Source organism: Bacillus cereus group sp. MYBK222-1 (genome assembly GCF_051916425.1).
GTDB lineage: Bacteria > Bacillota > Bacilli > Bacillales > Bacillaceae_G > Bacillus_A > Bacillus_A paranthracis.
Map to the genome: position 1 here is coordinate 1,647,576 of NZ_JBQAGP010000001.1, position 12,209 is coordinate 1,659,784.

Consider the following 12,209-nt stretch of genomic DNA (forward strand, 5'->3'; position numbering starts at 1 on the left):
TGTTTAACTTTACATTCCATTTATCCCCTTACCAAATAATAACATGATAATACCGAGAAAGAGTCAAAGTTAAAGTGAAATTTTAATCATTAGTTTTTTTATGCTAAAACTCTATGTAAAAAGCTAAATTTTCAAAATCACTAACTGAATTATCAACAAATGATAGAAAGTAGACATCCTACTCACATAAGATTTAAAATTAGGAAGTATGGAAAACATGATAAAAAATATAGGTTAGTTGTTCGCAATTAAAATGGTTTTTACATGAAGAAAGGAAGTGCACAACTTTGGATTTTAAAACAGTTATGCAAGAACTTGAGGCTCTAGGTAAGGAACGAACGAAAAAAATATACATATCTAACGGCGCCCACGAGCCAGTTTTTGGCGTAGCTACGGGCGCTATGAAACCAATCGCTAAAAAAATAAAAGTAAACCAAGAGTTAGCTGAAGAACTGTATGCCACAGGCAACTACGATGCTATGTATTTTGCAGGGATTATTGCGGATCCAAAAGCTATGAGTGAGTCTGATTTTGATCGCTGGATAGACGGGGCATATTTTTATATGCTATCTGATTATGTAGTGGCAGTAACTTTATCGGAGTCAAATATTGCGCAAGACGTTGCTGATAAATGGATTGCAAGTGGGGACGAGCTTAAAATGTCTGCCGGCTGGAGTTGCTACTGTTGGCTATTAGGAAATCGCAAAGACAATGAATTTTCCGAAAGTAAAATTTCCGATATGCTTGAAATGGTGAAAGATACAATTCATCATTCTCCAGAACGAACAAAATCCGCTATGAATAATTTCCTAAACACCGTGGCAATTTCATATGTACCACTACACGAAAAAGCAGTCGAGACTGCAAAAGAAGTTGGTATAGTTGAAATCAAACGTGATAAGAAAAAAAGCAGTTTGTTAAATGCTACAGAGAGTATTCAGAAAGAACTTGATAGAGGAAGACTTGGTTTCAAACGTAAATATGTAAGATGTTAAAAAAGAAAAAGGTGGTAGCAATCTTTCGTGATTGATACCACCTTTTTCTTTGACTACTGAACTCTCTTCTTAGAAAACATTCGTTTGCCTCTGGACAACTTATATGTTAGAAGCTTCTTCATTCAATTTATAAACTCTATCTCTTTTCTCATCGTCTTTAATAAAAATAAGCTTTCCTTCTTTAACAAATCCTTCTAATAGTAAGCATACTTCTCCATATGCTTTCGGCTTATTCGTTGTGAATCTTTCATCTGATATTTTTCCAGCTCGTATTAATTGTTCACACAGCTCAAGTGCACTTATTTCTTCAGAATCCATTAATTCCAATATATCTCTTTGCAATGGTGATAAAGGTACTGGTATTTCAGCTACCTCCACTTTTTCTTTCGCGTTTTCTTCTTCAAATAAATCTTCAAATGAAATTTGATTCATTACTTCTTTTCCTTTCTAACGATTGATTTGTATAAAGCGTAGTTATTGTTATGTAGTACGTACCTTAATACATACATGTCAAACTCATGTACATCGTTTCATATAGTATATTTCGATTATACCAAATATACGTTCTGTTTTCTATCGTAGAATGGAAAACAGAACATTTTACTGTATGTATCATCATTAAATAACGCTGAATATCAATTATCCACATTTTTGGTTATATTATCAAAATTCCATCCATATTACGGAAATAAATGACAAATAATTATAACTTACATGTTACAATTACGATGCATGCATTTAGTTGTATTAAATGTATGCATCGTAATGAGTATATTTAATAAAGTTAAATGAAACTGGGGAGGCTTGCGCAAATGGGGAAGAAAACAAGCAAAGCTAAAAATTTTTTCGGATTCGTAATCACCGCAGCACTAGTAACTACAACGATGGTAGGCACAGCTAATGCACAAACAACTACGAATAGCTATAAGGTAGCTAGCAATACGAACACTGTATTTACAGATGTACCAAAGGACCACTGGTCAAAAGATGCTATTGATTACTTAGCAGCAGCAGGAATTTATAAGGGGTATGGAAATGGGAAATTTGGTTTTGGCGACAATGTTACTAGAGGACAGGTAGCTTCTTTAGTCAATCGACATTTAGGTTTAAAAGTAGACGATAAACAAGGAAATATGTTTAGTGATATTACAAATCATATGTTTGAAAAAGATATTAAAGCCATTGCGCAAGCTGGAATTATGACAGGTGATGGAACAGGTACATTCCGTCCAGATGATGTATTAACTCGATATGAGATGGCAGTAATATTACAAAAAGCATTTCATTTAGAATCAAAAGAACAAGGAAAATTTAAAGACGTACCAAAAGGTCATTGGGCTTATGAAGCTGTAAATACATTGCGTAGTAACCGTATAGCACAAGGTGACGAGTCCGGTAATTTTAACGGAAACACATTTGTGAAGCGTGAGCAGTATGCACAATTTTTCTATAATGCAATAGCAAAAAACAGAAATTATAATTTCAACATCAATTCAAAAGAAGAACTGAAACAAATGTTAACAACCGCTTTACAGAATGGAACGTTTGGTCCATTTACATTAAATTCATTGCGTAAAGATATATCTGAAGTAAAAAAAGAATATGGAGTGCCTGATGTTTTGAAAAAAGCACCATGTACAGAATGTGATGCACCTAATATAGCGGTATACGGCGATTATAATATTGATATGTACCCTTGGGACGCTAGATATATATGGGTTAAAATGGATATTTCTATCGATGAATTAAAAGAGTGGTTTGGTGAGCCCGATTTAATCGGAGAGGATATGACTAGCGAAGGCTTTATATACAATCGAGGAAGCTATTCTCTTTATTTCAGCTTCTCTGATGGTTATATTCAACGCGCTGAAATATCTAAACGTGAAGATCGTTAATAAGTTACAAACAATAAAAAAATCCTTCAAGAACATGCCTTTTCTTGAAGGATTTTTTTGTCTCTATCTATTTAACATAATACAAAGCTATAAAACCCCTACTAATTAAAGTTTCACTTTATTCTTCTTGGTGCTCCGCTTCCCATTCACTTAAATACGTTGCATATTCTAATTCATCTGGATCATCATATAACATAGAAATAAACTCTAATTTATTTCCATCACAATCTAGAAAATATACGCTTGCAGCTGGCATCCATCTTTGAACAATTGGTTCTTCATTCCCTTTCCCCTGACTCCCTACTACCTCTATTCCACGATTCTCTAACCATAATTTAGAAATCTTTAAAAACTCTACATCTACACGAAAAGCGAAGTGTTTCATCTCAAAATCTTCATTACTATGTACTTCCCATAATCCAAGCATTTGTTTTTTATTTTTTCCTATCCAAAAGAAAGCAACCCGCCTTTTTGATAGTTTTTTTGCTAATGTTAAACCTAACTTATTTTGATAGAAATCTATCGCCTTTTCTAAATTTTTCACATGTAAATGCGTTTCATATATGCTTTGTATCATTATATATTTCTCCCTCCCGTACATTACAATGTTTTCAAATATATTTTATTTTTATCATACAAATACATACATTTGAAATCATCCTACTTTTGTATCATTGTTCTTTCCTTCAAATGTATAGGTATCCAGCTTTAACGAATACCCCAACACTGGAGTTCAATACAATGAAACTAGTGAGGTTTTATTCCCCCACACTAATCATGCTTTTATGGAAAATTGGCTCTTACCTTAATGTACTTACAAAAAGATATTATTGATTTCGCTAGTTCCATTCAAGCAGAAATTCATTTTGATCTATATATTTGTTAAAAATAAAAACGCTATTGATATTGAAATCAGTAGCGTTCTTATGTGACCATATGTTTTATCTTACTTGTACCCAAAAGTACATTCTTTTTATATAACGTATTACTTCAATTTCCCCTCAAAAACAATCTTCCTACCGCACGGTTCAACTACTGTTTTACCGTCTTTCTTCACTTCATGAAAGATTGGCTCTTCCATGCGACGAGACGGTGCGTAGCCTTCTTGTTCCATACGTGCTAAGCAGTCTGTAATTGTTTCATTTTCGAGTACTTCAAATTTCTTTTTATTAGGTTGTTTTGTCATGCCCTAACCTACTTTCTATTTTTCTTGATGCGAATTGATTCTTCATGTAGATCATATATAACATTGCGAGAATTCCTATTATAATCATAACCGCAATAAAAAAGCTTGTATACTGTATTTTTTCTATAAATACGCCTCCTAATACAGGCCCCAGTATACTTCCTAAACTAAAGGCGATTCCAGATAATATATTACCTGCTGGCAATAAGTGTCTCGGTAATAAATCTGTCATAAATCCAAGTCCTAACGAGAAGCACGATCCAATGACCATACCCGCTAACAACATGCAGGCAAAGACGATCCAATAATATTGATCAAATACGGCTGCAAGCAAGAAAATGCCCGTACTTATGCAGAACGTCCACGTTAAAATACGATCCCTTCCGTATTTGTCACTTAATATACCGAGCGGAATTTGTGTAATAATGCCCCCAACTGCAAATGCTGGTAATAAGAAGGATACTTCTGAAACAGACCATCCTTTTCGAAGCGCGTATACTGGTAAGTTACTGTTTAACATTGCTTCCAGTACGCCATATGCAAGTGGTCCCAGCAGTGCAATCCATCCTAATCCAACAACTTGTTTATAACGAGAAAATGATGATTCACTCTTCACTTCTCTTTCATCTTGCACCGGGAATGCATTTTTTGTTGGTAATAATAACAGCCAACCTATTAGACAAAGTATAGTAGATATAATAAATGGCGTTGCAAGACCGTACTGAACTGTGCTTGCTAAATACGGACCGACGGCAAAACCAATTCCGAAGAATACACCGTATATCGATACTTGTCTACCTATTTTACTCGGATCCGATGTTGTCGTAATCCATGTTTGTGTTCCGACATGTAGCATATGATCTCCCACGCCAACTAGAAATCTAAGGATAAACCATACCCAAAACGAAAATGTTTGTGTAAAAAAGAATAATGAAATAATAACGAGAAACCCACCAATCACGATAATTGGCTTCATTCCAAACTTTTGCATTGGTTTTTCAAGAAACGGTGAGATCACTAATATCCCAATGTATAGTGCTGTCGCATGAATACCGTTAATACTTGAACTAACCCCTTCTTGTTCAAAAATCATTGCAATGGCCGGTAAAAGCATTCCTTGTGACAAACCCGAGATTGCTACAATCCCAACCATAATCCAAAAAGTAAAACGTATCGACATTCCCTTTCCCTCTCCTTCTCACGCTTTCCACTTCTCATTATAAACTGTTTCTGCAAATGCGTGTACGAATATTCGCAATAAAAAAGAAGCTAAAAGAATGAATCTTTTAGCTTCTTATCCTTCCCAAACTTGTGCTTTCACATTGTTATGGAATTGCTTGAAATACGGATGTTTATAAAAAGCAGTTTCATACAAATAATGATGCGAATGAACAATTGGTGGCTGTTGTATTTGTAACGGAACTACAACTGGTGAAACTTGCATATACAGCGGAGCTATCATCATTTTTATATACACATGATGATTATATGGAGAATGCGCAATGAAGAACGGATGGTGCATGGATAATCTCCCCTTTTACTTACAATGTTATAGTATATGCAATACCTTTCATTTCGGGGATTATTTCTGTTCTAACCAATCCTCTACATGCTTTATAAATACATCTAAACAATCAATAAACGGCGAATGACCGCAATCTTCTAATACCTTCAACTCTGCATTTGGCAAATGTTTTGCTAACTCCTCACCGACTACTTATGGTACGACATAATCTCTGTCACCTTGTATGACGAGTGTTGGCGCTTTAATATGATGAATTTGCTTACTTCCCTCTACAACCCCATTATGTTCATCTGAAATATTAAATGTAATGAGCGCATAATTCACATCTACGAAATTACGTTGCGTTAACATATCGTCTAAATACTTTTCATAACGGTCTGGTTCAGGTTGATTATGTGTATATATTAATAAATTCCATACTGTACGGTAATATAATTTATTCATATTTTTTATCGCATCTAACACTGGTGCAATCTGTACGGGATCTTGTGCAATTTCTTCTTTCGTCTTTACTAAGCTTGATACGATTGGTTGCCCGTTTATATCCTTTTTAAAAATCGGATACCCTTTCATGCCCACTGATTCTACTAAAATTAACTTTTCTACAAAAGTTGGGTGATTCGCTGTAAATTGCATTGCAACACCACCGCCCATTGACCAGCCCATTAATGAAAATTTCTTTAGTTTTAACCCGTCGATAAATAATTTTACATCTTCTGCAAAGTCTTGTATTGAATCTATCGCTTTATTATACGTTGATTGACCAAATCCCCTTAAATCGAGAGCGTAAATATGGTATTGATCTTGCAGCTTTTCAATAACTAAATCAAAGTGTTGTGACGATGTCATGTTCCCGTGAATAAGTACAAGAATATCTGTATTTTGCCTTCCAACTTCCTGATACGCAATCGTTTCTCCGTTCGATAGTGAAACAAACTTCATTGTTGCAGGCTTAATCATCACAAGTTCCCCCATTCTATTTAAATAGAAAGAAAATTCTTTACTTAAAGAATAGCACGTAGAATATACGTTCGCAACATAAAACCTATAAGAATTTTTTACATAAATCAACATGTCTATTACTAGACAATTATAATAAAAAAGTATATAGTTAGCTAGGTAACTAATTTGAAAGGATCAACATACATGGACGAAAAACAACATTTTTTTCACATTGTCAGCCAGACTTCTCGCAAGTTTACGAAGAAATTTAATGAACGCGTATCTCCCACTGGGTTATTTAGTGCGCAATGGGCTGTAATTTTCCGTATTAATCAAACTGGTTCTTGTACGCAAACAGAATTATGTCAGTATTTAAATGTTGAATCACCAACGATGACTCGTACGTTAACACGTATGGAAACGATGGGATGGATTATTCGTACTGAAGGAAAAGATCGCCGTGAGAAGCTCATTTCTTTATCAGAAACAGCGATAAAAATGATTCCGGTATGGCAAGAAGAAGTTGATACTTTTGAAGAAAAGACGCTAGAAGGTATTAACGAAGATGATTTACATCAAGCATTTCAAGTGTTACAACAAATTATTAAAAACTTAGATTAACTTGGAGGGATGACCATGCAAAGTGAGAAACTTTGGACGAAGGATTTCCTCGGAACTTGTTTTAGTAGTCTATTTCTCTTCTTAACATTTTATATGCTTATGACTACTTTACCCGTCTATGTAATAGACGGCCTAAAAGGAAAACCTGAGGAAATTGGTTTAGTTGCAACTGTTTTTCTTATTTCATCTGTTTTATGTCGACCATTCACAGGAAAATGGCTCGATGATTTAGGAAGAAAGAAAATATTATTTATTTCACTTTCACTATTTTTAGCCGCTACCGTTATGTATTTCGGTGCACAAAGTTTATTTTTATTACTAGCCCTTCGCTTCTTACATGGTATTGGGTTCGGTATGGCAACAACTGCAACTGGTACGATTGTCACAGATGTTGCGCCAGCTCATAGACGAGGCGAAGCACTTGCCTATTTCGGCGTATTTATGAGTCTGCCGATGGTAATTGGTCCTTTTTTAGGTTTAACAATTATTTCTCATTTTTCGTTTACTGTATTATTTATCGTTTGTTCCGTATTTTCATTACTTGCATTTTTATTAGGACTACTTGTCAATATTCCGCATGAAGCACCTGTAAGCAAACAAAAACGAGAAAAAATGAAATGGAAAGACTTACTTGAACCATCTTCTATTCCAATCGCTCTTACAGGATTTGTTTTAGCCTTTTCTTATAGTGGTATTTTATCCTTTATTCCTATTTATGCAAAAGAGCTCGGTTTAGCTGATATTGCAAGTTACTTCTTTATTTTATATGCACTTGTTGTTGTCATTTCTCGTCCATTTACAGGTAAGATTTTTGATCGCTTCGGTGAAAACGTACTTGTTTATCCAGCTATTATTATTTTCACAATTGGGATGTTCATTTTAAGCCAAGCACAAACTTCATTTTGGTTCCTTGGCGCAGGTATGTTAATCGGTTTAGGTTATGGAACATTAATTCCTAGCTTCCAAACGATTGCGATTTCTGCTGCTCCAAACCATCGACGTGGTTCTGCGACAGCTACGTACTTCTCATTCTTTGATAGTGGTATTGGCTTTGGTTCTTTCATTTTAGGTATCGTCGCAGCGAAATCAAGCTATCATAATATGTATTTTATCGCAGCTATTATCGTTGCGTTCACTTTACTTTTATACTATGGATTACACGGGCGAAAACAAAAATTCAAGAAACAACGTACAGACGGACAAATATCCGCTTAACATAAATAAGGAAAGTAAACTTCCCCGTTTACTTTCCTTATTTTGTATTTCTTTCAATAGACGCGTATACTAATAGTAGAAATAAAAAGGAGGGACCGATATGAAACTAAAAAAATCTCCCCTACTCTTACTCATAATCACATTCATATTTGTAATTACAGGGCTCGGTTTTACATACTTCAAACACAATAAAACAATCCCATCGAAAAATAACGTGACGAAAAAAAATTGGCTAGATGATCCCTACTTACGTTGGTCGTATACACATATGAAAGAATTCACTTTAATTAACAAGGTGAAAAATAACCCGGATCACGTTTTTCACTTCTCTACCGCATTGCAAAACTTAGACGATTTTGCTGTAGAGCGTAGATTTGGAAATACAACTCCTCTAAAAAAACTTTTAGATGATAACAAAACAGATGCGTTTGTCGTTGTACACAATGGACAACTTGTTTATGAACGATATTTCAATGGATATAACGAGAGCGAACCGCATGGTATGGCGTCATTAGCAAAGGTATTTACCGGAGCAATAATACAATCTCTCGCTGAAGAAAACCGTATTGATTTAGAAAAAACAGCTGACACATATATAAAAGAATTAAAAAATACACCGTTCGGAAAAGCAACACTGCAGCAATTAATGGACATGCAAGTTTCTGTGGAATACCCCACTCACGGCTATGAACACCCAGCGTTAGAAAATCAAGATGCACAACTATACTTGGCAAGCAATATTTTACCTCGAGGTAAAAATTACGATGGTCCCATGAAAATTTATGATATGTTACAAGAAGCAGAAGAAACTGCACCGCCTGGTTCCGATTTTTCTTACGATAACGGATCAGCAGAAACACTCGCTTGGATTATTCGAACGATCACTGGTAAATCATTAGCTGAAAACGTTAGTGAGCGCATATGGTCTCAAATTGGTATGGAAGAAAACGCGTATTACGTAACAGATGAAACAAAAGTTGAACAAGCAAGCGCTGGTTTAAATGCAACTGCTAGAGATATGGCGAGATTCGGACAATTATTATTAAATAACGGGGAATATAACGGAAAACAAATTCTCCCTTCTTCTATTACTGAAGATATAAAAAATGTTCAAGAAGGTGAACTTGCAGTTGGCCCTGGAGCTTCCATTTCTTATCATAATCAATGGTGGATTCCGCACAATGAACAAGGTGCTTTTGAAGTGTTAGGTAGTTACGGACAAACACTTTACATCGATCCGAAAGCGAATATGGTAATTGTCCACTTCTCTTCTAACGCTACGCCAAGTAATGAAATCCACTCCGTTTACTCTAATATGTATATTGATATTGCACATCATTTAGAGAAGCTTCCACAGTAGTGGAAGCAGGAGTTTAAACCTTACATGTATAACTATTTAATTGAACACACAATCTGTTGTGTTGAAACATAAATATATCTAAAAAAGGAGCTCTCTTCATAAAGAGAGCTCCTTTTTTTATTTCTTCTTCTTTTCTGTCGGTTGACTTTGTTTAGCGAAATTAGATGAATCATCGAAATTTGGTTGCTTTTTACCAGCATTATTACTTCTACCTTTTCCCATATGTAATACACCTCCCCTCCTCCTTACTATTCCCAATAAAAAAATCCTCTTGCATCCAGAATTTTTTTATTGTCCCTTATTCATATGGCACTACTGTTCTCGTAGTACTTCCAACACTTTCAGTTAGAGAAGCTTCCACAGTAGTGGAAGCTTTTTCTTGTTGGGGTGTTTTACTTAAAACCATTACCCTCATAACGGTTATTCATCATTAAATTTTTTATTAGCAATCCAATAATACGTTACGAAGAGTGTCAATAAGATCCAAACTATAGTTAGTACTCCTGTAATTATTGCGTTTGAATGTACGCCCCCCGTAACTAACGTTTCCATTGCATACTTACTCATACTTGCTGGATTAAGCAAATCCATTATTGGATTCAAACCGACGATTACTCTACAGGCTAACAGGAAAACAATTGAAATTAATGCAATCATACCTTGACTGTGAAAAATAGTACTTATCATTGTTGTGAAAGATACGATAAAAAGAATCCAAATTAGATACAATAGTAATCCAGTAATTAGGTGCGCGAATGGAACAGCGCTAAAAAGAAAATTTACATATAGATAAGAAGTGACGTATCCAATTGTTACACTACAAGCTACCATTAAATAGTTGGCCATTATTTTCCCACCTACATATGAAGTAACAGTAACGGGTCTTGTTAAAATAAAAGCCAACATACCATTGGCTTTATCTGTTTGAATAGTACCCATCATAGATATCACTAGAATCATAAGTCCGAGCTGATCAAACTGGGATCCCAAAGTACTTGCTAATACTTCGCCTCCTTTTTGTGTTGCCATATTTGGATCAATGATAATTCCCTGCCCTCCACCTAATGCTTCTAGAATTGATGGTAAATAATGAGTTACTATCGGTTGTGTCGCGCCTAAAAATATAAAAACAATTGGTAGCCAAATGATCTTAAAATCACGTAACATTTGAACATATTCTTTTTTTATCAATACCATTGTGTTATTCATTTTTGCACCACCAATTTCAAAAAAATTTCTTCTAAAGTATCGTTGCTCATTTCAAATTTAACGATGTTCACTTTATGTTCGAGTGCATTTTGCAGTAACATATTTTTATTTATTTCAATACTTTCAACCTTTACTTTGATTTTAAGCCCAACCACTTCTACGTCCTTCACATACGGTAATTTTTTTACAACTTCAATCCACTTTTGATCTTTAGTTGTTATTTCAATAATCAATTTATTTTTACTATTACGGTGTAAAAGTTCGGTAATCGTTGTGTCTTCTATTTTTGTTCCATCTTTTATAATGACAAATCGTTCACAGATTTCTTCTGCATCGCTTAAGATGTGGGTTGATAATAAAATGGTTGTATCTTTTTTTATTTCTTCAATCAGATTCAATACTTCTCGCCGGCCGATTGGATCTAATGCGGATACCGGTTCATCCATGACAATAAGCGAAGGTTTATGCAATAATGCTTGTGCAATACCAAGTCGTTGTTTCATTCCACCAGAAAATGTACTAACCTTTTCGTTTTCTTCCCCTTTTAGTCCAACTTTCTCTAAAATTTCTGGAATTGACTTTGACAATTCTACTTTATTCAATCCCGAAAGTTGGCCCATAAACATAAGCGTTTCTTTCGCTGTCATCCAATGAAAAAAATTAGGATATTGAGGTAGATAACCAATTTCACTTTTCATTTTTGATATTTTTATCCCATTCAATAAAACTTCACCAGCAGTTGGATTAGTAATATCCGAAATTACTTTTATTAATGTAGATTTTCCTGCTCCGTTTGGTCCAATTAATCCGACGCATTCCCCCGCTTGCAGTTCCATCGAGAAATTATTGACAGCAGTTTTTTCTTTAAATGATTTTGTTACATTTTTAATCTCTAGTTTCATAATTTCTCACTGTCCTTTCTCCCTATAACGAAGTAGAAAATAGGTCCCAATACATTAACGAAAAGAATAATGAACGTCCATACAAGTACATTTTTTCTTGTTTTTCTATGTCGGTATAAATCAATGAATGCAATAAAAACTAAAAGTGCCCCCACTGCAATAACTGGCAATATAATAGGTAGAAAAGTCATAATATCAATGTCTTTAAGATCATTCAATCCATAATGTAGTTGCATTATTGTCATTCCTCCCTAAATTCATTCTCATTATTGATAATGATAAATCATAAACGAATGAATTGCAAACATTATTCTCATTATTTATAATGAGAATAAAAATATATGATAAATAAGGTGAGC

13 protein-coding genes and 2 pseudogenes are annotated in these 12,209 nt (G+C 34.5%); 6 read left to right on the plus strand and 9 right to left on the minus strand.

All coding sequences use genetic code 11. From position 1 onward, the window contains the following. Nucleotides 1–287: 287 nt before the first annotated feature. Nucleotides 288–995: a DNA alkylation repair protein gene (locus tag ACTFR9_RS08460; protein WP_000346328.1), complete on the plus strand. Its 708-nt coding sequence runs from the start codon at nucleotides 288–290 to the stop codon at nucleotides 993–995. A 99-nt stretch (nucleotides 996–1,094) separates the two neighbouring features. Here ACTFR9_RS08460 and ACTFR9_RS08465 read toward each other — a convergent pair whose 3' ends face one another. Next, nucleotides 1,095–1,427, minus strand: a complete 333-nt coding sequence (locus ACTFR9_RS08465) for a DUF3895 domain-containing protein (RefSeq protein WP_001071911.1) — start codon at nucleotides 1,425–1,427, stop codon at nucleotides 1,095–1,097. Between the two features lie 380 nt (nucleotides 1,428–1,807). Between ACTFR9_RS08465 and ACTFR9_RS08470 the strand changes: the two genes are divergently transcribed. After that, nucleotides 1,808–2,890 (plus strand): S-layer homology domain-containing protein, encoded by a 1,083-nt coding sequence (locus ACTFR9_RS08470; protein ID WP_000516910.1) that lies wholly within the window; start codon nucleotides 1,808–1,810, stop codon nucleotides 2,888–2,890. A gap of 118 nt (nucleotides 2,891–3,008) precedes the next feature. On the opposite strand, the gene ACTFR9_RS08475 is transcribed toward ACTFR9_RS08470, so the two are convergent. Next, a complete protein-coding gene (locus tag ACTFR9_RS08475) occupies nucleotides 3,009–3,467 on the minus strand; it encodes a VOC family protein (RefSeq protein WP_046198440.1) in 459 nt (152 codons plus the stop codon). Nucleotides 3,468–3,698: 231 nt separating this feature from the next. On the opposite strand from ACTFR9_RS08475, the pseudogene ACTFR9_RS08480 reads away from it, so the two are divergent. After that, nucleotides 3,699–3,776: pseudogene (locus ACTFR9_RS08480) on the plus strand (DUF4279 domain-containing protein); the annotation flags it as partial. Between the two features lie 99 nt (nucleotides 3,777–3,875). On the opposite strand, the gene ACTFR9_RS08485 reads toward ACTFR9_RS08480, so the two are convergent. The 4 genes and pseudogenes from ACTFR9_RS08485 to phaZ all read right to left on the minus strand — a co-directional run bounded on the left by ACTFR9_RS08485 (nucleotide 3,876) and on the right by phaZ (nucleotide 6,561). Further along, the gene (locus ACTFR9_RS08485; RefSeq protein WP_000166303.1) at nucleotides 3,876–4,076 is read right to left on the minus strand and encodes an NETI motif-containing protein; all 201 of its coding nucleotides are present in this window, start codon (nucleotides 4,074–4,076) and stop codon (nucleotides 3,876–3,878) included. Further along, nucleotides 4,060–5,256 carry an MFS transporter gene (locus ACTFR9_RS08490; RefSeq protein WP_103141429.1) on the minus strand — a complete coding sequence of 399 codons (1,197 nt, stop codon included), beginning with the start codon at nucleotides 5,254–5,256 and terminating at the stop codon, nucleotides 4,060–4,062. Before ACTFR9_RS08490 ends, ACTFR9_RS08485 begins: the two co-directional genes overlap by 17 nt. A gap of 114 nt (nucleotides 5,257–5,370) precedes the next feature. Continuing rightward, the gene (locus ACTFR9_RS08495; protein WP_229136750.1) at nucleotides 5,371–5,598 is read right to left on the minus strand and encodes a hypothetical protein; all 228 of its coding nucleotides are present in this window, start codon (nucleotides 5,596–5,598) and stop codon (nucleotides 5,371–5,373) included. A gap of 60 nt (nucleotides 5,599–5,658) precedes the next feature. Then, nucleotides 5,659–6,561 (minus strand): annotated as a pseudogene (gene phaZ / locus ACTFR9_RS08500) (intracellular short-chain-length polyhydroxyalkanoate depolymerase). Nucleotides 6,562–6,747: 186 nt separating this feature from the next. Here phaZ and ACTFR9_RS08505 point away from each other — a divergent pair. The 3 genes from ACTFR9_RS08505 to ACTFR9_RS08515 all read left to right on the plus strand — a co-directional run bounded on the left by ACTFR9_RS08505 (nucleotide 6,748) and on the right by ACTFR9_RS08515 (nucleotide 9,739). Next, nucleotides 6,748–7,164 (plus strand): MarR family winged helix-turn-helix transcriptional regulator, encoded by a 417-nt coding sequence (locus ACTFR9_RS08505; RefSeq protein WP_000343680.1) that lies wholly within the window; start codon nucleotides 6,748–6,750, stop codon nucleotides 7,162–7,164. Nucleotides 7,165–7,179: 15 nt separating this feature from the next. After that, nucleotides 7,180–8,379: an MFS transporter gene (locus ACTFR9_RS08510; protein WP_001190334.1), complete on the plus strand. Its 1,200-nt coding sequence runs from the start codon at nucleotides 7,180–7,182 to the stop codon at nucleotides 8,377–8,379. A gap of 100 nt (nucleotides 8,380–8,479) precedes the next feature. Further along, nucleotides 8,480–9,739: a serine hydrolase domain-containing protein gene (locus ACTFR9_RS08515; RefSeq protein ID WP_229136751.1), complete on the plus strand. Its 1,260-nt coding sequence runs from the start codon at nucleotides 8,480–8,482 to the stop codon at nucleotides 9,737–9,739. Nucleotides 9,740–10,159: 420 nt separating this feature from the next. Here the strand turns inward: ACTFR9_RS08515 and ACTFR9_RS08520 are convergent, their stop codons facing one another. From ACTFR9_RS08520 to ACTFR9_RS08530, 3 genes are read right to left on the minus strand one after another with little or no spacing between them, the layout of a single operon-like run. Next, nucleotides 10,160–10,948, minus strand: a complete 789-nt coding sequence (locus ACTFR9_RS08520; protein ID WP_229136752.1) for an ABC transporter permease — start codon at nucleotides 10,946–10,948, stop codon at nucleotides 10,160–10,162. Beyond that, nucleotides 10,945–11,850, minus strand: coding sequence for an ABC transporter ATP-binding protein (locus tag ACTFR9_RS08525; protein WP_229136753.1), 906 nt, complete (start codon nucleotides 11,848–11,850; stop codon nucleotides 10,945–10,947). Before ACTFR9_RS08525 ends, ACTFR9_RS08520 begins: the two co-directional genes overlap by 4 nt. After that, nucleotides 11,847–12,086, minus strand: a complete 240-nt coding sequence (locus ACTFR9_RS08530; protein WP_001175969.1) for a PLD nuclease N-terminal domain-containing protein — start codon at nucleotides 12,084–12,086, stop codon at nucleotides 11,847–11,849. The genes ACTFR9_RS08525 and ACTFR9_RS08530 overlap by 4 nt, the downstream gene beginning before the upstream one ends. Between the last annotated feature and the right edge of the window lie 123 nt (nucleotides 12,087–12,209).